Consider the following 23,066-nt stretch of genomic DNA (forward strand, 5'->3'; position numbering starts at 1 on the left):
CCCGGCCGGCGCAGGCCGGCGGGCTGTTCACGAGGCACCGGCCCGCACGGGTACGCCCCGCTGAATGCCGGTCCGCAGTTCCAGGGCTGTCGCGATGTCGGTGGCGTCCGGGCGGTCGGCGGCCCTCAGGTCCGCCACCGTCCACGCGACCCGGAGCACCCGGTCCAGGCCCCGGGCGGTGAGGAAGCCGCGTTCCATGTCGCGCTCCGCGGCCATCAGCGCACCGGGGGCCGCGAGCAGCCTGGTCCTCAGCTCATGACCGGGGACTTCGCTGTTGGTGGTCCAGGGCGTGCCCGCGAGCCGGTCCGCGGCCCGCACCCTGGCCTCCCGCACCCGGGCGGCGACATCGGCCGAGGTCTCGCCCCGGCCGCCGCGCCCCATCAGATCCGCCCGGCCCACCGGCTCGACTTCCACCCGCAGGTCCACCCGGTCCAGCAGCGGCCCGGAGAGCCGCGCCTGGTAGCGGCGGACCACCGAGGGCGGGCATTCGCAGCCCGCGCCCGTCAGTGTGTGGCGGCCGCACGGGCAGGGGTTCGCGGCCAGGACCATCAGGAATCGGGCGGGCAGCCGCACCACCCCGGCCGCACGTGCGACGACCACGTGTCCGGATTCCAGGGGCTGACGCAGCGCGTCCAGCGCCCGTACGGAGAATTCGGGAGCCTCGTCCAGAAAGAGAACACCTCTGTGCGCCAGGGAGACCGCTCCGGGCCTCGGCAGCCCGTTGCCCCCGCCGACGAGCGACTGCATCGTCGCCGAGTGGTGCGGTGCGCAGTACGGCGCCCTGGTGACCAGCGGTTCACCCGGTGGGAGGATGCCCGCCACCGAATGCACAGCCGTCACTTCGAGGGATTCCTGCCGGGTCAGCGGCGGCAGGATCGCCGTGAGGCGTTCGGCCAGCATCGTCTTGCCGGCACCGGGCGGTCCGGAGAGCAGCAGATGGTGCCCGCCGGCCGCGGCGACCTCCAGGGCCTTGCGCGCTCTGGGCTGCCCGGCGACGTCCGCCAGGTCGGGACGGTGCCCCGCGCCCTGCGTGCCGAGCGGCGCGAGACCCGTGCCGATGCCGGCGCCCGGCATCATCAGTCCGGCCAGCATCGCGTCGGGGCGGTCCCGGTCGGCTGCCGGCTCGTCGGGCACGGGCTCGTCGCCGAGCACGGCGATCAGCTGACGCAGGCTCCGCACTCCGAGGACCGAGACCCCCGGCACCAGCGCGGCCTCCCCCGCGGTCTGCTCCGGAACCACGACCTGCCGGTAACCCGCCTCGGCCGCCGCGAGGACCGCGGGGAGCACCCCGCGCACCGGTCGCACCCGGCCGTCGAGGCCGAGCTCCCCGATCATCACCACATCGGCGATGGCCGCGGGGTCGATCCTCTCGGCGGCGCCGAGCACCGCACAGGCAACGGCGAGGTCGAAGCCGGACCCTCCCTTGGGCACGGACGCGGGGGACAGCCCCACCGTGAGCTTCTTCTGCGGCCACTCGGCCCCGGAGTTGACGACGGCGGCCCTGACCCGGTCCCGGCTCTCCACCAGGCTCTTGTCCGGCAGTCCGACCAGGGTGAACGCGGCCACGCCCGGCTCCAGATCGGCCTGGACCTCCACCACCACGCCCTCGACGCCCACCAGCGCCACCGAACACGCCCGCGCGAACCCCATCAGGCCACGCCCCGGACATGCTCGGCGACCGGCGCCCCGCGCCGGGGCAGGATCACACCGACCAGATCGATCCGGACCCCGCCCCGGGGCGCTCCGCCGTGCCGCTCGAGCCAGATCTCGGCGAGCCGGCGCAGCCGGTCCGCCTTGGCCGGGGTGACGGCCTCCATCGGATGCTCGAAGCATCCTGCCCTGCGGGTCTTCACTTCGCAGAAGACCACCGCGTCGCCGTCCCTGGCGACGATGTCGATCTCTCCTGCGCGACAGCGCCAGTTGCGCTCCAGTACAGCCATACCGGCGTCGGCCAGCAGCCGCGCCGCCAGGTCCTCGCCGTACCGCCCGAGTGCCCCCCGTGCGTTCATGTCGGCACCACCTCCGGCACCGACTCTGACGCGCCCCGTCCGATCTATTGGATCTTGGTGGACAACTCACTCATTGTGAATATTCCGGCCACCCGGACGAGTGAACCGGCACCCGGCCGACACCCGGCCGACACTCGAAGCGGTATGCCGATCATCCGCCCGGAAGTTCGAGATCGCTCTTGTTGAGCTCCTCGATGTTCACGTCCTTGAAAGTCAGCACGCGGACCTGCTTGACGAACCTGGCGGGCCGGTACATGTCCCAGACCCACGCGTCCGCCATGGAAACCTCGAAAAAGACCTCACCCTGGACCGAGTGCACCTGCATCTCGTAATCGTTGGTGAGGTAGAAGCGCCGTTCGGTCTCGATCACATATTTGAACAGACCGACGACATCGCGGTACTCCCGGTAGAGCTTCAGCTCCATCTCGGTCTCGTACTTCTCGAGGTCCTCGGCGCTCATGGCATGTTCCCCTTCAGCCGTGCGTCCCCCTATTGTGCGTCAGCCTCACGCACCCCTGGACGATTAGACGATTTCGGGGGCGAGAACCAGCGGATCGCGCGGAGGACCCTCGTCGAGCAGCGTGCGCAGCAGCTCGCCGAGCCTGGTCGGATACACCGTCTCACGCGCCGCGAGAAGTTCGGCGGAAGTCCACCACCTGAGCCCGGCAACGCTGCGGAGCTCCAGCTCGGTGAGCCCCTTCTGGTCCGTGGCGGTCTGCGCCGTTCGAGCCAGGAAGTACCACTCGTCCTGGTCCCAGCGCCGCCCGTCGAACGGGAAGGAGCAGATCCGCTTCCAGAGCACCGGGCCCAGCACGACGTCCGTGATCCCGGTCTCCTCGGCGAGCTCGCGCAGCGCGGCCTCCGCCCTGCTCTCGTCGCCCTCCAGCCCCCCGCCGGGGGTGAACCACCAGCTCGTCCCCGGGTCGTCGGGCTCGAACCCGTGCAGCAGGAGGATCCGGTCGTCCGGGTCCAGGAGCACGACCCGGGCGACCTTGCGCTTCTCAGCGGGCACCGGCGGCGGCCCTTGCCCGCTTGTTCCCGCGTGCGGAGCGCCCCGCGATCGCACCGAAGGCGGCCCCGCCCACGATGAGTGCCACGCCCGCGACAACGGCCCCGACCTGCAGTCGCAGCGGTCCGCTGGACGACACGCCGCCCGGCAGGGCAGCGAAGGCCTCGGGGCGCTCGATCATGCCGTTCATGGGCCACGCGACGGCATCCACCCGCGCCTGCACGGCGCTGCGCGGCACCGAACCCTGTCCCGGGTCCTTGAGGTGGACCCTGGAGTCCAGCGAACCGGTGCGCTCGTCACCGAGGAGGAAGAGCTGCCCCTCGGGAACCTCTGCCGAGAACTCCTGCACGGAAGCAGGGGCCCCGCCGTCGGCCTCGACCAGCAACGGGCCGCCGTTCGCCCGCAGATACGGTTCCTCGATGGGCTTGCCGTTGATGGTCAGCCGGCCGTTCCCGTCGCAGCAGGCGATCTTGTCACCACCGACACCCACGACCCGCTTCACCATCGGTACATCGCCCCACGCCGCATCCGTGAAGACGACCACGTCACCGCGCCGTACGTCGGCGCCGTCCATCCGCTCCGCGAGCACCCGGTCCCCGGCGTTCACCGTCGGGGACATCGACTCGGTCGGCACCGTGTACGGCTGGTACACCACCGCTCCCCAGGCGAATCCGCCGAGGAAGAGCACACAGCCGACGGCCACGGCCAGGTTCGACAACATGTTGCCGAGCCGGCCGCGGCCGTCATCCGTACGTCCTGTTCCGCTCATCCCAGCGCTCCCCCATCGGAGATCGACAATCGCTGATCCGAGTCGGCACCCTACCCGGCGGTACGCCCGCTGGTCAGCCTCCGGCGGCGCCAGAACACGAGGGGCAGCGCTCCGGCTACACCGAGTGCTGCCGGAGCGGCGGCAGCCGCCTTGTTCAGCCCGGGCTGGTCGAACGTGCTCGGGACCGGCAGGGTCGCCCAGCGGTTGACCGGCCAGGCGACGACGATGGCCCGTCCGACCACCTCGTCCGTGGACACGGTGCCCTGTCCGGGCAGTTCCTGGTGGTAGCGGGAGTCCAGCGAGTTCTGCCGGTGGTCGCCCATCACCCAGATCCGGCCCTCGGGGACATGGATCGGCCCGAAGGGCTCGTCATCGCACGCGCTGTTGCCCCCGAAGATGAACGACTTGTCGTCCAGCGCCTTGCCGTTGACGATCACGGGGCCGTTCTTCTTGCACTCCACCGTGTCGCCGCCGACGGCGATGACCCGCTTGATCAGGTCCTTCTCCTCGGCGGACGGCATGAGCCCGATGAAGCTCAGGAACTTCTGCACCGCGTTCGGTTCGGGAGTCGCGGTGTCCTCGAGCCAGCCGCCCGGGTCGTGGAAGACCACGACCTCGCCGCGCTCCGGCTCCGAGCCGAACCACGGCGTCAGCTTGTCGACGAGCACCCGGTCGCCCCGCTGCAGTGTGTTCTGCATGGAGTCCGAGGGGATCGAGAACGCCTGCACCAGGAACGTCTTGATCAGCAGCGCGAGAATGAGCGCGATACCGATGAGGAGCGGCAGCTCCTTCCAGAACGACCGCGGCTTCTTCTGCGCCGTACTGCCGCCGCCCGGTGAGTCGTCACCCGGGGAATCGCCACCCGGGAAGCCGTCGCCCGGAGGGACGCCGTCACCCTCCGCCCGGCCCGCCGATTCCGCCGGGATCCCGCCGCTCGAAGGCCGGTCCTCGGGTTCGCCGTGTCCGGATCGTGCGCCGACCGCCAAATCCCCCACATCCACTCCTCACTCCGTGCCACCGCCCGCGCCCGATTCGGCGCAGGCCCACCACTCCCATAACGAGCGGGAGTTCCGCAGGGGTCGGGAGCAGGATCATTCCGTTGCGATCCTGGGAGGACACACTATTCGACGGGCCGGTTGCCTCCGTCGCCCCGGCACGCGCATCGGGCACCGACGCGAACGTCCCGGGTTCCTCGAGCTTGCGCCAGTGGGCGAACGGCCAGGCGATCACGACCGCCCGTCCCACGACCTCATCCTCCGAAACCGTGCCCTTGTCCGGTTCGTCGAGGTGGAAGCGGGAGTCCGCGGAGTTCGACCGGTGGTCACCCATCACGAAGATGCGGCCCTGCGGAACCTTTACCTCGAATTTGAGAGTGGAGGGCGCGTTGTCCGGATGCAGGTACGGCTCGTTGAGTGGCACGCCGTTGACGGTGACCTTGCCGTCCGTGCCGCAGCACTTCACGGTGTCGCCCCCGACGGCCACCACACGCTTGATCAGATCCTGCTCGTCGTCCGAGGGCAGCAGTCCGATGAAGGTCAGCAGTTCCTTGACCTGCTTGACGCCGACCGGCGGGTCCTCCTTGGCGACGTTCTCCTGCTGCAGCCAGCCGCCCGGGTCCCGGAAGACGACGACATCGCCGCGCTGGGGTTCGGAGCCGAACCACGGTGTCAGCTTGTCGACCAGCACCCGGTCGCCGATCTTGATGGTCTGTTCCATCGACCCGGAAGGGATCACGAAGGCCTGCACCAGAAAGGTCTTGAGCACCAGTGCGATCAGCAGCGCCACCAGGACGAGGAGGGGTATCTCCTTGATGGCGGACCTGCGCCTGCGCCGCTTGACCCGGCGGGCCAGCTTGCGGCGCTCCGCCCTCGTCGGCAGTGAGCGGGCCGTGGTCGGCCGGGTTCCGGTGGGCAACGGAACGTGTGCTTCCGCCTGTCCGCGCCTGCGCCCCCGGTTACCCATGGGTCGCGTCCGGCGGCCGTATGCCGGTGAAGGCATCGGTCCCGCCCAGGGAGCCGAGCCTGCCGAGCGGCCAGCCGAGCCAGTCGACCCGTCCGACGACCCGGTCCACGGGCACCATGCCGCCACCGGGCTGCCCCAGGTGGTCGCGGGAGTCCCGCGAGTTGCTGCGGTGGTCCCCCATGACCCAGAGCGTGCCGTCGGGCACCACGATGTCGAAGGCCACTTCGGACGGGTTGTCACCCGGGTACAGATACTCCTCGTGCACCGACCGGCCGTTCACCTCGAGCCTCCCCCGCTTGTCGCAGCAGACCACGCGATCGCCCCCCACGCCCACCACCCGCTTCACGAAGTCGGTCTCGGCGGGTTCGGCCAGCCCCAGGGACGAGGCCGCCCCACGCAGGAGCGCGGTGACGGGGTTCTCCGCGGGCGTCTCCTGCACGAAGGAGCCGGTGCCGTCGAAGACCACCACGTCGCCGCGCCGTGGCTCGGAGCCGAAACGGTACGCCAGTTTGTTGACGAGCACCCGGTCCCCCACCCGCAGCGTGGGCTCCATCGAGCCGCTGGGGATGAGGAAGGGCTGCAGCACGAACGCGCTGAACAGCAGGAGAGCGACCGTGCAGAGCAACCCCAGGAAGGCGGCTCTCCCCCAGGACATCGGGGTGTCCGGCCGGTCCGGGACATGCGTGAAGCGCGACCCCTCCTCCGGCCCTTCTTCAGGGGCGGAGGAGCGATCGCGCTCCGTGTGCTGAGCTTCCGTGTCCATCGGGGCCGAATCCTATCCGGCCGCGCTGTGGACGCCGGCGCTGAATCAGCGGTCGCGCTTCTCCTTGATCTTCGCGGCCTTGCCGCGCAGCTCACGGAGGAAGTACAGCTTGGCGCGGCGGACGTCACCACGGGTGACGAGCTCGATCTTCTCGAAGATCGGGCTGTGCACCGGGAAGGTGCGCTCGACGCCGACGCTGAAGGAGACCTTGCGGACCGTGAAGGTCTCGCTGACGCCCGAGCCCTGACGGCGGATGACGATGCCCTTGAACTGCTGGATACGGGAGCGGTTGCCCTCGATCACTCGCACGTGGACGTTGACGGTGTCACCCGGGCGGAAGGCCGGGAGGTCGGTACGCAGCGAGGCGGCATTGACGCCATCGAGCAGGGAAGTCATGTTGTCTGCTTTCTTCGCCGATGCCACAGGTCATCGACGGGAGAGTGGGAAAGTTCGGATGCTGATCACATCGGGCGGGCGTCTTTCCCCCTGTGGCAGGGGCGCACGCCGGACGTACAGCGGGCCTATTCTTCCACGGCCTCGGGCCTGCGCCAAAATCGGCCGCCCGGCTCCGGGGACCAGCCCAGGATGGAGAGGATCTCGCGGTCCTTCTTGTCGAAGCCGGCCGCCTCGCAACGCTCGATCAGGTCGGGCCTGTTGAGGGCGGTACGACGGAAGGCCTCGTCCCGGCGCCACCGCGCGATCCTGCCGTGGTGGCCGCTGAGCAGCACGTCCGGGATGCCGCGACCGCGCCACTCGGGCGGCTTCGTGTAGACGGGCCCCTCGAGCAGATCGGCCATGGCTCCGGGCGCGAAGGAGTCGTCACGGTGTGATTCGGCGTTGCCGAGGACTCCCGGCAGGAGCCGGGCCACGGCCTCCGTGATCACCAGGACGGCCGCTTCCCCGCCGGCCAGGACGTAGTCCCCGATGGACACCTCCACGACAGGCATGCGGGTGGCGTACTCGTCCATCACCCGGCGGTCGATGCCCTCGTACCTGGCGGGCGTGAAGATCAGCCACGGCCGCTCCGAGAGCTCGACGGCCAGCTCCTGGGTGAAGGGCCGCCCGCTGGGTGTGGGCACCACGAGCACCGGGGAGTGCGCTCCCGCCTCGTAGCCGCCGGCCAGTGCGTCGTCCAGGGCCTCACCCCAGGGCCCGGTCTTCATGACCATGCCGGGGCCGCCGCCGTACGGGGTGTCGTCCACCGTGTTGTGCCGGTCGTACGTCCAGTCGCGCAGGTCGTGGACGTGTACGTCGAGGCGCCCGCGGGAGCGCGCCTTGCCGACGAGTGAGACGTTCAGCGGTTCCAGGTACTCGGGGAAGATCGTGACGACGTCGAGCCGCATCACGCGTCGCCCTTCCCGGACCCGCCGGAGGCCTCACCGGCCACCTCGTCGCGTGCGGGGGCCTCATCGGCCTCCTCCTCGGCCTCGTCGCGCGAGGAGGCGACCACGGCCTCGCTCTCGTCGATCAGGCCGGGCGGCGGCGTGATGACGGCCCGCTGCTCCTCCAGGTCGATCTCGCTGACGATCTCCTCGACGAACGGGATCATCACCTCGCTGCCGTCGGGACGCTCCACGATGAACAGGTCCTGGGAGGGCAGGTGGGTGATCTCGGTGATCCGGCCGATCACGGTTCCGTCGGCGAGGACCACGTCGAGGTCCATCAGCTGGTGGTCGTAGAACTCCTCGGGGTCCTCGGGAAGCTCTTCCGGGTCCACATCGGCGATCAGCAGCGTGTTGCGGAGCGCCTCGGCGCCCGTACGGTCGCGTACGCCCTCGAAGCGCAGCAGCAGCCTGCCGCTGTGCACCCGGCCGGTCTCGATCGTCAGGGGGCCCGTAGCCGCCGGTTCCGTGGCAAGGACGGCCCCGGGGCCGAGCCGCAGTTCGGGCTCGTCCGTGCGCACCTCGACGGTGACCTCGCCCTTGATGCCATGGGCGCGACCGATCCGCGCAACTACCAACTGCACGCTACTTCTCCCGGTGATGGTGTAGGGACGACAAAGGCCGGGGACGGCTCGAAAGCCCTCCCCGGCCCCGGCCGGTGTTCAACTCTTTCAGCGAACCTGATCCACATCGACGAGGTCGACGCGGATACCACGGCCGCCGATAGCACCCACGACGGTACGCAGGGCGCGTGCGGTGCGGCCGTTGCGGCCGATCACCTTGCCGAGGTCATCGGGATGGACCCGGACCTCGAGCACACGTCCACGGCGCAGATCGCGCGAGGCGACCTGCACATCGTCGGGGTTGTCGACGATGCCCTTCACGAGGTGCTCAAGAGCCTCCTCGAGCATGCTCAGGCCTCGGTCGACTCGGTGGACGCGGCAGCGTCGGCCGCCTCGTCCGCCTTCTTGTCCGACTTCTTGGCCTTCTGGGTGATGGCCTCACCCTTGGCCTCGTCGCCGTCCGAGGTAAGGGCCTCGAACAGGGCGCGCTTGTCAGCCTTGGGCTCCGGCTGCAGCAGCGGCGCGGGGGCAGGAAGGCCCTTGTGGGCCTGCCAGTCACCGGTGAGCTTCAGGATCGCGAGGACCGGCTCGGTCGGCTGGGCGCCGACGGACAGCCAGTACTGCGCGCGCTCCGCGTTGACCTCGATGCGCGAGGGGTTCTGCACCGGGTGGTACAGGCCGATCTCCTCGATGGCCCGGCCGTCACGGCGGGTACGGGAGTCGGCGACGATGATGCGGTAGTGAGGCGAACGGATCTTGCCCATGCGCTTCAGCTTGATCTTGACTGCCACGGAAGTGGTGTCTCCTGGTCTCTGACGTGGTTGGGCACAACAAGATGCCACGTGGGGTTGCGGTACTCGGGTGCCCGATGGACGCGCCAGCCGGAGGAAGAGAGGGGTCCTATGCGACTGTCGAGTACAGCTAGCCATTGTGCCACACCACATCGCCTCACCCCACCGCGACCACTGCTTCCGGGATACGGAACGGCTTTCCGCAGCCGCCGCACACGATCGGGGCCTGTGCGAGGACCGAGGGGACCACGCGCACATTGCGACCGCAGTCGCAGACGGCCTTGACCCGCACGCCCCCTCCGGAGGAGCCGTGCCGGGCCGCGGGGCCGCGGAACGAGCGCTTGGTGTCGGCGGCGGTGGCCACGGTGTGCGCCTTGAGGGCGCGCTGGAGCCGTTCCGTCGTCGGACGGTATCTGCGTTTGGCCTCGGGATTCAGTGTCACCAGCGAGAATCCGCTGCTGGCATGGGGTTCCTCGGAATGATCCAGACCCAGTTCCTCGGCGATCGCGAGGAACCGTCGGTTGTGGTACCGGCCGGCACGGGAGGTGTCCCGGACACCTCTCGCGGCGGCGATGCCATGGACTGCCTCGTGGAGCAGTCGTTCGAAGGAGAGCTCGGCGCCACAGGCGGACGAGGACTCTCCGATCAGGGACTCTGGCGCGGCAAGATCGGGCAGCTCGGGGTGGTACCGCTGAATGTCGGCCCACGCCTGTGCCAGCTCTGCGGCAAGTACAGGTGGTGTCGTGCTCACGTCGTGATAACGAGCCTGAGTGCCCCGGTGTTCCTATTCCGGGGCATCCCAAATAATTTGCACGTACCAGTCAGTTGCCGTCGATGCGTCCGGACGAGGGCGGGTGCGCAGATCTGCGGAGAAGGCTCACAGCTCGCACCAAGGCGGTACGTAGCGTGCTGTACGCCCCGGCGCCTATGCGGGGTAGCCCCACGGGCGACATTACCCGGCACCGCCGGACGGCCCCGAACCCCCCGCCCGTCCGGGCCGAGAGCCTTCGACGTGCTCCGTCCCGCGTGTCGGGTAAGACTGGGACGAGAGCGAGCAGCGGGCGTGCTGGTCCCCGGCACCCCCGGCCACGATGCGGAGGCCGGGGGCGCACGACCGGAGCACGCAAGCAATGCCATCCCACCCCGTCCGACCTCTGGACGGGACCGCGGATGCGGAGTTCTCTGGCATACGGGGGCTGCGGGCGCACCTACGACATCGGGGGCCGCCCACTCGGGCACGACACCTCTCGGCGGATTGGGGCGCATTCCATGACACCAACGCTCGTCCGGCACCACCGGTATGCGGATTCGTCCGCCACCGTGGATGGCGGCACCCGTGCCCGTGACTGGGCCGAGATCCAGGAGCGCATGCTGGCGCCGCTCTACGAAGCGGTGTACGAGCGGCTCGAGGTCGGGGCCGGTACCCGGATGCTCTCCCTCGGCTGCGGCTCCGGGCTCGCCCTGCTCATCGCGGCATCGCGCGGGGCGCACGTCACCGGAGTCGACACCGACCGTGAACGGCTCGCACTGGCCCGCGAGCGCCTCGTGTCCGGCCAGGAAGCCGGGCCCGGACGGCCGGACGCACCGGCGCGGGCGCGGCTGGTCGCCGGTCCCCCGTCGGCGGCCGCACCGGCCGGTGAACCGCCGTACAACCTGCTCACCGCGTTCGATCCGATCGGCTGCGCGGCCGGCGACTCCGACGGGCTCTCGCCCGCGCTCGCCTCCGCCGTGCCGCTGGCCGCGCGGGGGGCCACCGTGGTCCTGACCGGCTGGGGACCGCCCGAGCGGTGTGCCACGGCTCCGGTGCTCCGGGTGGCGGCCCGGCTCGCCGAGTCGGCGCGCACACCGCGCCCCGGCGGCTGGCGGCCCGCGCTGCGGGACGACCTGGAGGACGTCGCGGCGCGGGCGGGGCTGAAGCCCGACGGATCGGGCCGGGTCTCCTGCCCGTTCGGGTACGCGGACCTGGACAGCGCGGTGCGCGGACTGCTGTCGACCGGCCTCTTCGACACGGCGATACGGGCCACGGACCGTTCCCAGGTGGAGAAGGAGGTCGCGGAGGCGCTGCATCCGCACCGGCGGCCCGACGGGACGGTGTGGATGCCGAACGTCTTCCGTTATCTGGTGTGCGTGGTCTAGCGGCCGGAGACATGAGGAAGGGGCGCCCCGCCGAGCGGGGCGCCCCTTCCTCATGTCTCCGGCCGGTCAGCCCATGAACTTCTTGAACTCGTCCGGCAGTTCGAAGTTCTTGTCCTCCTGGGCGGGAAGACCGAACGCGCCGCCCTGCGTCGCGGCCTCACGGCGGGCCGCCTCGGCCTGCTCCTCGGCCTTGCGCTTCATCGGGTTGCCGCTCTTGCGCTTGCCCTTGGCCTGCTTGACCTGCTTCTTCTGACGGCCCGCGCCGCCACCCGAGCCGGGCATCCCGGGCATGCCCGGCATTCCGCCGCCCTGGGCCATCTTCGACATCATCTTGCGGGCCTCGAAGAACCGCTCCACCAGGCTCTTCACGGCGGAGACCTCGACGCCGGAGCCCTTGGCGATACGGGCCCGGCGCGAACCGTTGATGACGGTCGGTTCCTGGCGCTCGTGCGGCGTCATCGACTTGATGATCGCGGCCGTGCGGTCCACGTCCCGCTCGTCGATGTTGGCGATCTGGTCCTTGATCTGCCCCATGCCGGGCAGCATCCCGAGCAGCTTGGAGATGGAGCCCATCTTCCTGACCTGCTCCATCTGCGCCAGGAAGTCGTCGAGCGTGAAGTCCTTGCCCTTGCTCGACGCCAGCTTGGAGGCCATTTGAGCGGCCTCTTCCTGGCTGAAGGTCTTCTCCGCCTGCTCGATCAGGGTGAGCAGGTCACCCATGTCGAGAATGCGGGACGCCATGCGGTCGGGGTGGAAGGCGTCGAAGTCCTCGAGCTTCTCACCGTTCGACGCGAACATGATCTGCTTGCCCGTGACATGGGCGATCGACAGGGCGGCACCACCACGGGCGTCACCGTCGAGCTTGGAGAGGACCACGCCGTCGAAGCCGACGCCGTCGCGGAAGGCCTCGGCGGTGTTGACCGCGTCCTGGCCGATCATCGCGTCGACGACGAAGAGGATCTCGTCGGGGCTGACGGCGTCGCGGATGTCCGCGGCCTGCCGCATCAGCTCCTGGTCGATACCGAGGCGGCCCGCGGTGTCGACCACGACCACGTCGTACTGCTTGGCCCGGGCGTGCTCGATCGAGTCCTTGGCGACCTGGACCGGGTCACCCACACCGTTGCCCGGCTCCGGCGCGTACACCGCGACACCGGCGCGGTCGGCGACGACGCTGAGCTGGTTCACGGCGTTCGGGCGCTGGAGGTCACAGGCGACCAGCAGCGGCGAGTGGCCCTGGCTCTTGAGCCAGAGACCGAGCTTTCCGGCGAGGGTCGTCTTACCCGCACCCTGCAGACCCGCGAGCATGATCACGGTGGGAGGGTTCTTGGCGAACCGGAGGCGCCGGGTCTCGCCGCCGAGGATCCCTACGAGCTCCTCGTTGACGATCTTGACGACCTGCTGGGCCGGGTTCAGCGCCTGGGAGACCTCGACGCCGCGCGCCCGCTCCTTGACGTTGGCGATGAACGCACGGACGACGGGCAGGGCGACATCGGCCTCGAGCAGTGCGATACGGATCTCGCGAGCCGTGGCGTCGATGTCCGCCTCGGACAAGCGGCCCTTGCCCCTGAGGTTTTTGAAGGTCGCGCTAAGGCGGTCGGAGAGAGTATCGAACACGGCGCTCGTCGGTCCTCAGGGTCGGGGGTGGTGGCAGGTCAATCGCCCTCCAGGGTATCCGGACCCCGTGGAACGCAAAGCCCCCGGCCGTTTCTCGTGACGAACGGCTCCGGCAGCGGGGTTCAGCGCAGTGCCTTCTCCACCTCCCGGGCGACTGCCGCCGCCCGCTCCCGGGGCAGCGGCTCACCGTCGGTGTCCGTGACGTAGAAGGCGTCCACCGCGTTCGCGCCGAGCGTCGAGACATGGGCGCTGCGCACCCGTACCGCGCTCTGCTCCAGTGCCCAGCCGATCCGGTGCAGCAGTCCCGGGGCGTCCTGGGCGCGCACCTCGATCACCGTGGCGAGCCGCGAGCCGGCCGCCGCCACGGTCACCCTGGGCGGCGGCGCCTTCACCCCGCGCCGCCTCGGGTAGGCGGCCTCGCGCTCGGCGAGACGGGTCCGGATGTCCAGCGACCCGTCCAGGGCGCGTACGAGGTCGGCACGGAGCCGGACGGCCTGCGGGAGGGATCCGTACTCGGCCGCGACCCGCCAGCTGAGCACCAGCAGACCGGCTGTTTCGCCGAGCTCGGTGGGGAGCTCGACGGCGCGCAGATCGGCGGCGCGGACGGTGAGGCGGTGCAGGGCGAGCACACCGGCCGCGGCCGGCAGCACGCCGGGGCGGTCGGGCAGGGCGATGAGGAGTTCGACGCCGACGGGCCCCGGTTCGCCGTCCTCCGAGACGGGCTCGGGCTGGGTGTGCAGGGACAGGACGGGTTCGCCGGTGCGCAGGGCCTCGATCGCGAGACGTTCCTGTTCGGCGCTGGGCGCGAGGGGTTCCGGCTCGGGCGGCTCCTCCCCGGCCAGGAGCGCCGCGACGCGCTTGACGAGGTCCGTGACGAGGGAGGCACGCCAGGAGCTCCACGCGGCGGGCCCGGTGGCCAGCGCGTCGGCCTCGGTCAGGGCGTGCAGGAGTTCCAGGGTGGAGGCGCTGCCCACGGCGGTCGCGACGGAGCGGACGGTCGCCGGATCGTCGAGGTCGCGCCGGGTGGCGGTCTCGATGAGCAGGAGGTGGTGGCGTACGAGGGTGGCGAGGACACCCACGTCCTGCTTGTCGAAGCCGATGCGGGCGGCCATGTCGCGCGCGATGACCTCGCCCGCGACGGAGTGGTCCCCGGGCCAGCCCTTGCCGATGTCGTGGAGGAGGGCCGCGACCAGGAGGAGATCGGGGCGGCCGACGCGGCGGGTGAGGGTGGAGGCGCGGACGGCCGTCTCGACGAGGTGGCGGTCGACGGTCCAGGTGTGGACGGGGTTGCGCTGCGGACGGCAGTGGACCCGTTCCCAGTCGGGCAGCAGCCGGGTGATGATGCCTTCCGCCTCCAGGGCCTCCCAGACGCCGACGGTTGCCTCGCCCGCGCCCAGCAGGGTGACGAGCTCCTCGCGGGCCTGCGGCGGCCACGGCACGGGCATCGGCTGGGCCGCGGTCCTCAGATGGCGTACGAGGTGGCGGGAGAGCGGCAGCCCGGACTCGGCCGCCGCCGCGGCGGCCCGGAGGGTGAGGACGGGGTCCTTCTCGGGGCGTGCGGTGCGTGCGAGGACGACTTCGCCGTCCGCCTCGACGACGCCCTCGGCCAGCGGGGTGCGTTCCGGGGCGGCCTTGGTACCGCCGCCGAGGATCGCCCGCAGCCGGGGCCGGACGGAGCGGGCGCGCAGGACGCGGTTGACCTCGCGCCAGGTGACGTCGGTGGCGTACGAGACGGTGCGGGCGGCCTCGTACACCTGGCGCAGCAGGGCGTCGGAGTCGAGGAGGCCGAGGGCGCCGGCGACCTGGTCCTGCTCCTGGAGGGCGAGGCGGTCGGTGGCGCGGCCGGTGGTGAGGTGGAGGGCGTCGCGGGCGTCGAGGAGGGTGCGACGGGCTTCGGCGAGGCCTTCGCGGGGTGCGTCGGCGACCCAGGAGGCGGCGACGGCGCGCAGGGCGGTGGCGTCGCGGAGGCCGCCGCGGGCTTCCTTGAGGTCGGGTTCCAGCAGGAACTGGAGCTCGCCCATGCGTTCGGCGCGCTCCCGGCAGAGTTCGTCGAGGGCGGGGAGACGCTTGGGTGCCTGGTTCCGCCAGTCGGCGAGGATCGCGGTGCGCAGTCCGGCGACGAGGCCGAGGTCTCCGGCGACGGGGCGCGCGTCGAGCAGCCCGAGCTGGACCTTGAGGTCCTCACCGGCGGTCTTGAGCGCTTCGCCGGGGGTGCGTACGGAGTGGTCGAGGGCCAGGCCGAGGTCCCACACGGGGTACCAGATGCGGTCGGCGAGGGCGGCGATGGCTCCGGCGTCGGCGCTGCCGTCGTGCAGGAGCAGGAGGTCGAGGTCGCTGCGCGGGGAGAGTTCGCCGCGGCCGTAGCCGCCGACCGCGACGAGGGCCGCGCCGCGGACGCCCGCCGCCTCGGCGGCCGCAGTGAACAGCGCGGTCAGCCACTCGTCGGTGATCCGGGCCAGGGCAGCACGGCGCGGCGGCCCGGACTGCGTCTTCTCCTGGAGAAGACGCAGCCGGGCCGCCGCGTAGCCGCTGGGTCCCGAGTCCTCGGATTCGGTGGTCACTTCGGTGCTCGTCACCCAGCTGCCTTTCCGTTCGGGGGAACCGTCGGTCAGAGTGCGTCCGGGCCGCGTTCGCCGGTCCGTACGCGGATCGCGGTCTCGACGGGGACGCTCCAGACCTTGCCGTCACCGATCTTGCCCGTCCGGGCGGCCTTGACGACCACGTCGATGAGCTGTTCGGCGTCCTCGTCCTCGACGAGGACCTCGATGCGGATCTTAGGTACGAGGTCGACGGTGTACTCGGCGCCCCGGTAGACCTCGGTGTGTCCGCGCTGCCGCCCGTAGCCGCTGGCCTCCGTGACCGTGAGGCCCTGGACGCCGAAGGCCTGGAGGGCCTCCTTGATCTCGTCCAGCCTGTGTGGCTTCACGACTGCGGTGATGAGCTTCATGCGTCCACCTTCTTGTTCGTCGGAGCTGCCGTGGCGCCGGGCGCCGGAGGTGTGCTGCGCGTGGCCGCGCCGCCGCCGGCGCCGCTGAAGTCGTACGCGGTCTCGGCGTGTTCGACCTGGTCGATGCCCGAGATCTCGTCGTCCTCGGAGACCCGCATACCGATCGTCTTGTCCAGCAGGAAGGCGAGGATCGCGGAGACGACCAGAGAGTACGCGAGGACCGCGAACACTCCGACGGCCTGCTTGCCGAGCTGGTCGAGGCCGCCGCCGTAGAAGAGGCCCTTGACGTCGGACTGCACACCGCCGGTGGCGAAGAGGCCGACGAGGAGGGAGCCGATGACACCGCCGACGAGGTGGACGCCGACGACGTCCAGGGAGTCGTCGTAGCCGAACTTGTACTTGAGGCCGACCGCCATGGCGCACAGGACACCGGCGATGACGCCGATCGCGATGGCGCCGAGCGGGCTGACGGCGCCGCCCGCCGGGGTGATGGCGACGAGGCCTGCCACGGCGCCGGACGCCGCACCCAGGGTGGTGAAGGAGCCGTGGCGGATCTTCTCGTAGGCGAGCCAGCCCAGGACTGCCGCACCGGTGGCGACCTGGGTGTTGACGAACATGACCGCGCCGACACCGTCGTCGTTGCCGAGCCACGAGCCGGCGTTGAAGCCGAACCAGCCGAACCACAGGAGCGCGGCACCGAGCATGACGAGCGGCAGGCTGTGCGGCCGCATCGGGTCCTTCTTGAAGCCGACCCGCTTGCCGATGACCAGGATCACGCCGAGGGCCGCGGCACCCGCGTTGATGTGGACCGCGGTACCACCGGCGAAGTCGATGACACCCAGCTCGAAGAGCCAGCCGCCGGCGCCCCAGACCCAGTGCGCGACCGGGAAGTAGACGACGGTGACCCACAGCGCGACGAACAGGGCCCAGGAGGTGAACTTGACCCTGTCGGCGAGGGCACCGCTGATGAGGGCCGGGGTGAGCACGGCGAACATCAGCTGGAAGACGGCGAAGACGTAGATCGGGATGGTGTAGCCGTCCCAGAGCTCGTTGACGCCGATCCCGCTGAGGCCGACGAAGTCCGAGCTCCAGCCGATGAAGGAGCCGACGTCGGCGCCGAAGGCGAGGCTGAATCCGTAGAGCACCCACAGGATCGTGACGATCCCGAGGCTGATGAAGCTCATCATCAGCATGTTCAGGGTGCTCTTGACGCGGACCATGCCTCCGTAGAAGAAGGCCAGGCCCGGGGTCATCAGCATCACCATCGCGGAGCAGATGAGCATGAACCCGGTGTTGGCGGCAGACAGCGTCGGGGCGTCTGCGGCAAGCGTCGTGATGCCTGGGGGCATCGGCGTCTCCTCGTCGTCGGTGCGGCCACGTGCGGGGGTGCGGGACCACTGTGGAAAAGGTGCGGGCCGGTTATGCGCCATGAGATTCGCGCAGCGCGGTTTCCACGAATGCCGCACGATGTTTCGCCCCAGTGACGAAGGGGCTTCGCGTGTTACGTCCGAATGAACCGGGAGTGGCGAAGCCGTTGTGCTGCCTACCATGCTGCCTGCGCCGCATACGGTGCGGTTCGGACGGCTCAGGACGTGAACCGGCCACGGCAGCCACCCGCTGACCTGGCAATGGGGGAGCCGAGTCGGGATGTACGGGATGGCTGTCGTGGCCGGTGGTCGGGGTGGCGGTCAGACCGCTTCCGCTGTCTCCGGAAGCTGCTCGGTGAGCAGGTCGGTGAGCCGGGCGACCTCGGGAATGTCACCGAAGTCCCTGGCAGCGGTGTCGACGGTCTTGCGGAGCCGCGTGTTCACGCGCTCGGACCTGACCTTCTTGGCGATCTTCAGGGCCCGGGTGGCCAGCACGGTCGACTCCTCGGGCTCGCGCTTGAGGAGGTGCACGGTGGCCATGCCGATCAGATTGAGTGCGAAGGACCTCTGGTGCTCGTCGTCCTCGCCGAAGAGTTCGACGGCGCGCGCCATGACGGGCTCCGCGAGCGAGGCGTACGTGGGGCTGCGGCCTGCGACGTAGGCGAGGTCACGGTAGGAATGGGCGTTCTCGCCGTGCAGTTCGGCGTCGGAGAAGAAGCGGATCCAGTCGGGCTCGGGCTCGCCGTCGAGTCCGGCGTCGGCGAAGGTGTCCTCCGCCATCCGGACCGCCCGCTTGCACTTGCTGGGCTGGCCCATGTTGGCGTACGCACGGGCCTCCATCGCATACAGCATGGCCTGGGTGCGTCCGGTGGCGCAGTCCCGGCTGCCGTACTGGGCGAGGTGGATGAGTTCGAGTGCGTCGTCGGGCCGCCCGAGGTGAATCATCTGACGGCTCATGCTGGACAGGATGTACGAACCCAGCGGCTTGTCCCCCGCCTCCTTGGAGGCGTGCAGGGCGAGGACGAAGTACTTCTGCGCGGTGGGCTGGAGGCCTACGTCGTAGCTCATCCAGCCGGCCAGTTCGGCCAGTTCGGCGGCGCACCGGAAGAGGCGCTTGGCGGTCGCCTCGGGCTGGGATTCCTGTAACAGGTCGGTGACCTCGTGGAGCTGGCCCACGACGGCCTTGCGGCGCAGTCCGCCGCCGCACTGCGCGTCCCACTGGCGGAACATCGCGGTGGTGGACTCCAGCAGGTCCAGCTCGGGCCCGGAGAGCCGTGAGGGGCGTCCGCCGGGGGCGGCCTGTTCCGGGACCGGGGGTCCGGAGGGGGCCACGGGGACCAGCCAGCGCTGCATCGGCTCGATGAGGGTGGGGCCCGCCGCCAGGGCGAGGGAGGAGCCGAGGAAGCCGCGCCGCGCCAGCATCAGGTCGCTGCGGGAGAACTCACTGAGCAGCGCGACGGTCTGCGGGCCCGCCCAGGGCAGGTCGACCCCGGCCACCGAGGGGGACTGGTGGGCGGCGCGCAGGCCGAGGTCCTCGACCGCGACGACGGCGCCGAAGCGTTCGGAGAAGAGCTCGGAGAGGATGCGCGGAATGGGTTCACGGGGTTGTTCACCGTCGAGCCAGCGCCGGACCCGGGAGGTGTCGGTGCTGATGTGGTGGGCGCCCAACTGGCGTGCACGCCGGTTCACCTGGCGCGCGAGCTCGCCCTTCGACCAGCCGCTGCGCACGAACCATGATCCCAATTGCCCGTTGGGGCGCTTTCCGGCATTCGCCTCGCCTGCGCCGCTGCCACTCACTGGAACGCCCCCATCCCGCTGAAACCTGTCGCGCGAACCTCTATCAGAATGCCGTGCATCGGTGCTGCCCGTACGGGCGTTGCGCACCATCGAACAGAGAGTCGGGTTGCCCGGGGCATACCCGTGAGCGCACATGCAATTGCATGGTTCGAGTACCGACGGTAATCCTACGATCACTGCTCACGCGAGGGTGACCACAGAAACGCCACCATTCGCCACCCCTTCGGATGAACGCGCCCGGCGCTGACCGCGATTCACTTGACAGGCCGCGATCAGGGACGAGCGGAGTGAAGCATTCAGGGGCGCGTGAACCGTATCGCGCAACCCATCGATGTCACCCCCACGCGTCATATGACCGTCGGCAGCGCCGGAGGACGCTCGCGTGCTCCGGGTCGTAACCACCGGTGACTCGGACCCGTTGGAGGGGGCATGGGCTTCACGATCGGCGGCATCCGTGAGATGCGATCCGGCTCGCGGCGCCGCGGCCGTGCGGCCGAGGGCACCGCGGTGGCCGAGTACACAGGACTCTGGGGCTGGGCGGTGGCTCCGGGGGCACGGGCGAGCGACGGCGCCTGCTCGTGCGGCGACAGCGTGTGCGCGGCCCCCGGGGCACACCCCCTGGACTTCGCCCAGGAGGTACCGGCGGGCGCCACCTTCTCGATCGCGGCGAACGCCTGGGCCGAGGTGCCCGGCGCCTCGATGCTGCTCCCCGTGGGGCGCAGCTTCGACGTGCTCGACGTCGCCGAGGCCGCCGGCCGGCGGGCCCTCGTACGCATGGAGCGGATGGGGCTGCCGCTGGGACCGGTCACGGTGACCCCCGCCGGCCGGACGCAGTTCTTCGTCGCCCCCGGAGCCGCGGCCGGACTGCCGGGGCTCCTGTACCGGATGGGCTGGGACGACGCGGATCTCGACCTGCGGGCGCTGGGCCCGGGTTCGTACATCACGGCTCCGCCGTCCGACCTCGGAGGTTTGGGGCCGGTCCGGTGGCTGCGTCCCCCGGTGCCGGACACGGCCGTCGCTCCCCCGCAGGCACGACTGCTGCTGGGGACGCTGGCCTACATATGCCACCGCTGGTGACAGGCGGGACAGACGGAAGGGCGGTGGACCCGAGGAGGGTCCACCGCCCTTCCGGCGTGCGCGGGGGTACGGGAGTCAGTCGCCGATCAGTGCGTCGACGAAGGCGTCCGGCTCGAACGGAGCCAGATCGTCCGGTCCCTCACCGAGGCCGATGAGCTTCACCGGTACGCCCAGTTCACGCTGGACCGCGATGACGATGCCGCCCTTGGCGGTGCCGTCCAGCTTGGTGAGGACGATGCCGGTGATGTCGACGACCTCTGCGAACACCCGCGCCTGCACCAGGCCGTTCTGGCCCGTCGTGGCATCGAGGACGAGAAGGATCTCGTCGAGCGGCCCGTGCTTCTCGACGACGCGCTTGACCTTGCCGAGCTCGTCCATGAGGCCGGTCTTGGTGTGCAGCCGGCCGGCGGTGTCGATGAGCACGACGTCGGCGCCCTCGGCGATACCTTCCTTCACCGCGTCGAAGGCGATCGACGCGGGGTCGCCGCCCTCGGGCCCGCGGACCGTACGGGCGCCGACGCGCTCGCCCCAGGTCTGGAGCTGATCCGCGGCGGCGGCGCGGAAGGTGTCGGCCGCACCGAGCACGACGCTGCGGCCGTCGGCGACGAGCACCCGGGCGAGCTTGCCCGTGGTGGTCGTCTTGCCGGTGCCGTTGACTCCGACGACCATCACGACGCCGGGCGTCTCGGCGCCGCCCTCCGTCTTCACGGCACGGTCGAAGTCGGTGCCGAGAAGGGTGATGAGTTCCTCGCGCAGCAGGGTGCGCAGCCCTTCCGGCGTGCGGGTACCGAGGATGCGGACCCGCTCACGGAGCCGCTCCACCAGTTCCTGGGTGGGGGCGACACCGACGTCGGCGGTCAGGAGCGTGTCCTCGATCTCCTCCCAGGTGTCCTCGTCGAGGTTGTCGCGGGACAGGAGCGTGAGCAGCCCCTTGCCCAGGGAGTTCTGCGAGCGGGCGAGCCTGGCACGGAGGCGCACCAGGCGGCCCTCGGTGGGCTCGGGGACTTCGAGCGGGGGGATCTCCGGCTCGATGACCACCGGGGCTTCCCCGGCGGGAGCCTCGGTTCCGGGGGGACCGACCTCCTCGATGGTGCGCCGCGCTTCGTCGCGCGGCGCCTCGGCTTCGTCGCCGATGTGGGGTTCGGCGGGAGCAGTGATGGTCGGCGTGCTCGACGGCGCCGAGGGCGGCAGCTGCTTCTTCTTGCGGCTGCTGACCACGAGCCCGCTGATCAGGCCGACCGCGACCAGGGCGATGACTACAGCAAGGATGACGATTTCCATAACCAGTCCAGTATCGGCCACCGCCGTCGTCCGGGCGGTTCCGAAGGACCGCCCGGACGGACCCTGAGGGCGTTATGCACCTTTTGGTGGTAAAGGTACGCTGCTGCCCGTGGAGAACCGCGGTCTCGATCCCGTCCCCGACGCCGAGCGCACCGGCCGGGTCGGCGCCCTCTTCCCCACCTGGGTGACGGCGAACATGACGGTCCTGCTGCTGACGGTCGGCGCCGGGCTCACCGTCTTCAACGGGTTGAACTTCTGGCAGGTGCTCGCCGTCGCGGTCACCGCCCCGCTGCTCTCCTTCGGGCTCGTCGGCCTGGTGTCGATCGCCGGGAAGCGCGGCGGCTCGCCCGGCATGGCGCTGTCGCGGGCGGTCTTCGGCCAGCGCGGCAACCTCTTCCCCGGCGCCCTGCTGTGGGTGGCCCGCTGGGGCTGGGAGACGGTCAACGCGGTCACGGGCTCGTACGCCCTGCTGGCGGTGCTCGACCTGCTGTTCGATGTCCGGAGCACCAACAGCCTGGTCATGGTGACTCTGACGGCCTTCGTGGCGAGCAGCTTCCTGGTGTCGGGGCTCGGCATCCGGGCGCTGCGAGGGTGCTGTGCCGCGTCGTCGTACCTGTTCGGCGGCGCCAGTCTCCTCGTACTGGTCCATGTGATCGGCTCGACACCGTGGCGGGCGGTCCTGGACCGTCCCGCGGGCCCGGCGGCGATGATGATCGCGGGGATCGGGACCCTGGTCGCCGGAGGCATCAGCTGGGCCCCGTCCGCCCCGGACTTCGCCCGCTACCTGCCGCGTTCGGCCTCCGGCCGGGCGATGGTCGGGGTAACCGTGGGAGGGGCACTGATCATCGTCCTGCCGATGGTGATGATGGGCGCGGTGATGGCGGTGGGCACCCCGGGGCTGGCCGCCACGGATGATCCGGTGGCCTTCATCGGGCCGCTCCTGCCGGGCTGGATCTCGGTGCCGTATCTCCTGATCGCCGTCTTCGGCATGGTGATGATCAACGCCATGTCGATGTACTCCGCCGGCTTCACCGCGCAGACGCTCGGGTTCGCGATGCCCCGCGCCTGGGCGGTGGGCGTGAACGCCGCCATCAGTCTGCTGCTCGGCGGGCTGCTGATGATGGTGGCGACGGGCTTCATCAACACGTTCATCTCCTTCCTGGCCCTGCTCGCCGTGACGTTCTCCGCCTGGGTGGGGGTGTTCGGCGCGGATCTGCTCCGGGGGCGCACGTACGACGCGGCTGCCCTGATGGACACGACGTCCCGCAGCGCCTACTGGTACTCGGCCGGCTTCTGCTGGCAGGCCATGACCGCGTGGGCCGCCGCTCTCGCCGTGGGGCTCCTGTTCACGACGGTGGAGTGGTTCAGCGGCCCTCTCGCCACCACCTGGATCGGCCGCAACGGCCTTGGCTGGGCGGCGACGATCCTGGCCGCGGCGGGGGTGTACGCGCTGCTGCCGCGTCCGGCCGCCCGCAGGGACGGCGGCGGCCCCGCCGGCTTCTGACGGGCGGTCCGTCGCGGTACCGGCCCCGGTCCGTCGCGGTACCGGTCCGCGACAGCACGCTGCCCCGGTCGGGCGAGTGGCCGGACCGGGGCAGC

General features: G+C 70.6%; 23 protein-coding genes. 3 read left to right on the plus strand and 20 right to left on the minus strand.

Annotated elements, in window-relative coordinates:
* Positions 1 to 27 precede the first annotated feature (27 nt).
* The 14 genes from OG257_RS11260 to OG257_RS11325 all read right to left on the minus strand — a co-directional run bounded on the left by OG257_RS11260 (position 28) and on the right by OG257_RS11325 (position 9,999).
* Positions 28 to 1,650, minus strand: coding sequence for a YifB family Mg chelatase-like AAA ATPase (locus tag OG257_RS11260; RefSeq protein ID WP_329206941.1), 1,623 nt, complete (start codon positions 1,648 to 1,650; stop codon positions 28 to 30).
* Complete coding sequence (locus tag OG257_RS11265; protein WP_329206943.1) at positions 1,650 to 2,009, minus strand: YraN family protein; 360 nt, start codon at positions 2,007 to 2,009, stop codon at positions 1,650 to 1,652. The genes OG257_RS11260 and OG257_RS11265 overlap by 1 nt, the downstream gene beginning before the upstream one ends.
* A 151-nt stretch (positions 2,010 to 2,160) precedes the next feature.
* On the minus strand, positions 2,161 to 2,469 hold the full coding sequence (locus OG257_RS11270) for a DUF2469 domain-containing protein (RefSeq protein ID WP_003965949.1): 309 nt from the start codon (positions 2,467 to 2,469) through the stop codon (positions 2,161 to 2,163).
* A gap of 63 nt (positions 2,470 to 2,532) precedes the next feature.
* Complete coding sequence (locus OG257_RS11275; protein ID WP_329206945.1) at positions 2,533 to 3,021, minus strand: NUDIX hydrolase; 489 nt, start codon at positions 3,019 to 3,021, stop codon at positions 2,533 to 2,535.
* Positions 3,011 to 3,787 carry a signal peptidase I gene (gene lepB, locus OG257_RS11280; protein WP_329206946.1) on the minus strand — a complete coding sequence of 259 codons (777 nt, stop codon included), beginning with the start codon at positions 3,785 to 3,787 and terminating at the stop codon, positions 3,011 to 3,013. The genes OG257_RS11275 and lepB (OG257_RS11280) overlap by 11 nt, the downstream gene beginning before the upstream one ends.
* Positions 3,788 to 3,837: 50 nt before the next feature.
* Positions 3,838 to 4,773, minus strand: coding sequence for a signal peptidase I (gene lepB, locus OG257_RS11285; RefSeq protein WP_329215031.1), 936 nt, complete (start codon positions 4,771 to 4,773; stop codon positions 3,838 to 3,840).
* Positions 4,679 to 5,749: a signal peptidase I gene (gene lepB, locus OG257_RS11290; RefSeq protein WP_329206948.1), complete on the minus strand. Its 1,071-nt coding sequence runs from the start codon at positions 5,747 to 5,749 to the stop codon at positions 4,679 to 4,681. Before lepB (OG257_RS11290) ends, lepB (OG257_RS11285) begins: the two co-directional genes overlap by 95 nt.
* The gene (gene lepB, locus OG257_RS11295) at positions 5,742 to 6,512 is read right to left on the minus strand and encodes a signal peptidase I (RefSeq protein WP_329206950.1); all 771 of its coding nucleotides are present in this window, start codon (positions 6,510 to 6,512) and stop codon (positions 5,742 to 5,744) included. The genes lepB (OG257_RS11290) and lepB (OG257_RS11295) overlap by 8 nt, the downstream gene beginning before the upstream one ends.
* Positions 6,513 to 6,557: 45 nt before the next feature.
* Positions 6,558 to 6,908, minus strand: coding sequence for a 50S ribosomal protein L19 (rplS, locus tag OG257_RS11300; protein ID WP_069170461.1), 351 nt, complete (start codon positions 6,906 to 6,908; stop codon positions 6,558 to 6,560).
* A gap of 125 nt (positions 6,909 to 7,033) precedes the next feature.
* On the minus strand, positions 7,034 to 7,855 hold the full coding sequence (gene trmD, locus OG257_RS11305) for a tRNA (guanosine(37)-N1)-methyltransferase TrmD (RefSeq protein ID WP_329215033.1): 822 nt from the start codon (positions 7,853 to 7,855) through the stop codon (positions 7,034 to 7,036).
* Positions 7,855 to 8,478 (minus strand): ribosome maturation factor RimM, encoded by a 624-nt coding sequence (gene rimM / locus OG257_RS11310; protein ID WP_329206952.1) that lies wholly within the window; start codon positions 8,476 to 8,478, stop codon positions 7,855 to 7,857. The genes trmD and rimM overlap by 1 nt, the downstream gene beginning before the upstream one ends.
* A gap of 87 nt (positions 8,479 to 8,565) precedes the next feature.
* The gene (locus OG257_RS11315; protein ID WP_014153811.1) at positions 8,566 to 8,805 is read right to left on the minus strand and encodes an RNA-binding protein; all 240 of its coding nucleotides are present in this window, start codon (positions 8,803 to 8,805) and stop codon (positions 8,566 to 8,568) included.
* 2 nt (positions 8,806 to 8,807) lie between these two features.
* The gene (gene rpsP / locus OG257_RS11320; protein ID WP_329206954.1) at positions 8,808 to 9,248 is read right to left on the minus strand and encodes a 30S ribosomal protein S16; all 441 of its coding nucleotides are present in this window, start codon (positions 9,246 to 9,248) and stop codon (positions 8,808 to 8,810) included.
* 157 nt (positions 9,249 to 9,405) lie between these two features.
* Positions 9,406 to 9,999, minus strand: coding sequence for a hypothetical protein (locus tag OG257_RS11325; RefSeq protein ID WP_329206956.1), 594 nt, complete (start codon positions 9,997 to 9,999; stop codon positions 9,406 to 9,408).
* 518 nt (positions 10,000 to 10,517) lie between these two features.
* On the opposite strand from OG257_RS11325, the gene OG257_RS11330 reads away from it, so the two are divergent.
* Positions 10,518 to 11,384, plus strand: coding sequence for a methyltransferase domain-containing protein (locus tag OG257_RS11330; RefSeq protein ID WP_329206957.1), 867 nt, complete (start codon positions 10,518 to 10,520; stop codon positions 11,382 to 11,384).
* A gap of 66 nt (positions 11,385 to 11,450) precedes the next feature.
* Here OG257_RS11330 and ffh read toward each other — a convergent pair whose 3' ends face one another.
* The 5 genes from ffh to nsdA all read right to left on the minus strand — a co-directional run bounded on the left by ffh (position 11,451) and on the right by nsdA (position 19,109).
* Complete coding sequence (ffh, locus tag OG257_RS11335; protein WP_329206958.1) at positions 11,451 to 12,998, minus strand: signal recognition particle protein; 1,548 nt, start codon at positions 12,996 to 12,998, stop codon at positions 11,451 to 11,453.
* Positions 12,999 to 13,120: 122 nt separating this feature from the next.
* The gene (locus tag OG257_RS11340; protein ID WP_329206959.1) at positions 13,121 to 15,574 is read right to left on the minus strand and encodes a [protein-PII] uridylyltransferase; all 2,454 of its coding nucleotides are present in this window, start codon (positions 15,572 to 15,574) and stop codon (positions 13,121 to 13,123) included.
* Between the two features lie 32 nt (positions 15,575 to 15,606).
* Positions 15,607 to 15,945 carry a P-II family nitrogen regulator gene (locus OG257_RS11345; RefSeq protein ID WP_014048583.1) on the minus strand — a complete coding sequence of 113 codons (339 nt, stop codon included), beginning with the start codon at positions 15,943 to 15,945 and terminating at the stop codon, positions 15,607 to 15,609.
* Complete coding sequence (locus tag OG257_RS11350) at positions 15,942 to 17,294, minus strand: ammonium transporter (RefSeq protein ID WP_329206962.1); 1,353 nt, start codon at positions 17,292 to 17,294, stop codon at positions 15,942 to 15,944. The genes OG257_RS11345 and OG257_RS11350 overlap by 4 nt, the downstream gene beginning before the upstream one ends.
* 339 nt (positions 17,295 to 17,633) lie before the next feature.
* The gene (gene nsdA, locus OG257_RS11355; protein ID WP_329206963.1) at positions 17,634 to 19,109 is read right to left on the minus strand and encodes a transcriptional repressor NsdA; all 1,476 of its coding nucleotides are present in this window, start codon (positions 19,107 to 19,109) and stop codon (positions 17,634 to 17,636) included.
* A 429-nt stretch (positions 19,110 to 19,538) separates the two neighbouring features.
* On the opposite strand from nsdA, the gene OG257_RS11360 reads away from it, so the two are divergent.
* Positions 19,539 to 20,186 (plus strand): bifunctional DNA primase/polymerase, encoded by a 648-nt coding sequence (locus OG257_RS11360; RefSeq protein WP_329206965.1) that lies wholly within the window; start codon positions 19,539 to 19,541, stop codon positions 20,184 to 20,186.
* A gap of 75 nt (positions 20,187 to 20,261) precedes the next feature.
* Here the strand turns inward: OG257_RS11360 and ftsY are convergent, their stop codons facing one another.
* Positions 20,262 to 21,467, minus strand: a complete 1,206-nt coding sequence (gene ftsY, locus OG257_RS11365; RefSeq protein WP_329206967.1) for a signal recognition particle-docking protein FtsY — start codon at positions 21,465 to 21,467, stop codon at positions 20,262 to 20,264.
* A gap of 109 nt (positions 21,468 to 21,576) precedes the next feature.
* On the opposite strand from ftsY, the gene OG257_RS11370 reads away from it, so the two are divergent.
* Complete coding sequence (locus tag OG257_RS11370) at positions 21,577 to 22,971, plus strand: purine-cytosine permease family protein (RefSeq protein ID WP_329206969.1); 1,395 nt, start codon at positions 21,577 to 21,579, stop codon at positions 22,969 to 22,971.
* Positions 22,972 to 23,066: the final 95 nt, after the last annotated feature.

Source organism: Streptomyces sp. NBC_00683 (assembly GCF_036226745.1).
Taxonomy (GTDB): domain Bacteria; phylum Actinomycetota; class Actinomycetes; order Streptomycetales; family Streptomycetaceae; genus Streptomyces.

Bases quoted from the DNA above. Each gene is read 5' to 3' on its own strand.
- OG257_RS11260 (WP_329206941.1), bottom strand. From the start codon at position 1,650: ATGGGGTTCGCGCGGGCGTGTTCGGTGGCGCTGGTGGGCGTCGAGGGC.
- OG257_RS11265 (WP_329206943.1), bottom strand. From the start codon at position 2,009: ATGAACGCACGGGGGGCACTCGGGCGGTACGGCGAGGACCTGGCGGCG.
- OG257_RS11270 (WP_003965949.1), bottom strand. From the start codon at position 2,469: ATGAGCGCCGAGGACCTCGAGAAGTACGAGACCGAGATGGAGCTGAAG.
- lepB (WP_329206946.1), bottom strand. From the start codon at position 3,787: ATGAGCGGAACAGGACGTACGGATGACGGCCGCGGCCGGCTCGGCAAC.
- lepB (WP_329206948.1), bottom strand. From the start codon at position 5,749: ATGGGTAACCGGGGGCGCAGGCGCGGACAGGCGGAAGCACACGTTCCG.
- lepB (WP_329206950.1), bottom strand. From the start codon at position 6,512: ATGGACACGGAAGCTCAGCACACGGAGCGCGATCGCTCCTCCGCCCCT.
- rplS (WP_069170461.1), bottom strand. From the start codon at position 6,908: ATGACTTCCCTGCTCGATGGCGTCAATGCCGCCTCGCTGCGTACCGAC.
- trmD (WP_329215033.1), bottom strand. From the start codon at position 7,855: ATGCGGCTCGACGTCGTCACGATCTTCCCCGAGTACCTGGAACCGCTG.
- OG257_RS11315 (WP_014153811.1), bottom strand. From the start codon at position 8,805: ATGCTCGAGGAGGCTCTTGAGCACCTCGTGAAGGGCATCGTCGACAAC.
- OG257_RS11330 (WP_329206957.1), top strand. From the start codon at position 10,518: ATGACACCAACGCTCGTCCGGCACCACCGGTATGCGGATTCGTCCGCC.
- OG257_RS11345 (WP_014048583.1), bottom strand. From the start codon at position 15,945: ATGAAGCTCATCACCGCAGTCGTGAAGCCACACAGGCTGGACGAGATC.
- OG257_RS11350 (WP_329206962.1), bottom strand. From the start codon at position 17,294: ATGCCCCCAGGCATCACGACGCTTGCCGCAGACGCCCCGACGCTGTCT.
- OG257_RS11360 (WP_329206965.1), top strand. From the start codon at position 19,539: ATGGGCTTCACGATCGGCGGCATCCGTGAGATGCGATCCGGCTCGCGG.
- ftsY (WP_329206967.1), bottom strand. From the start codon at position 21,467: ATGGAAATCGTCATCCTTGCTGTAGTCATCGCCCTGGTCGCGGTCGGC.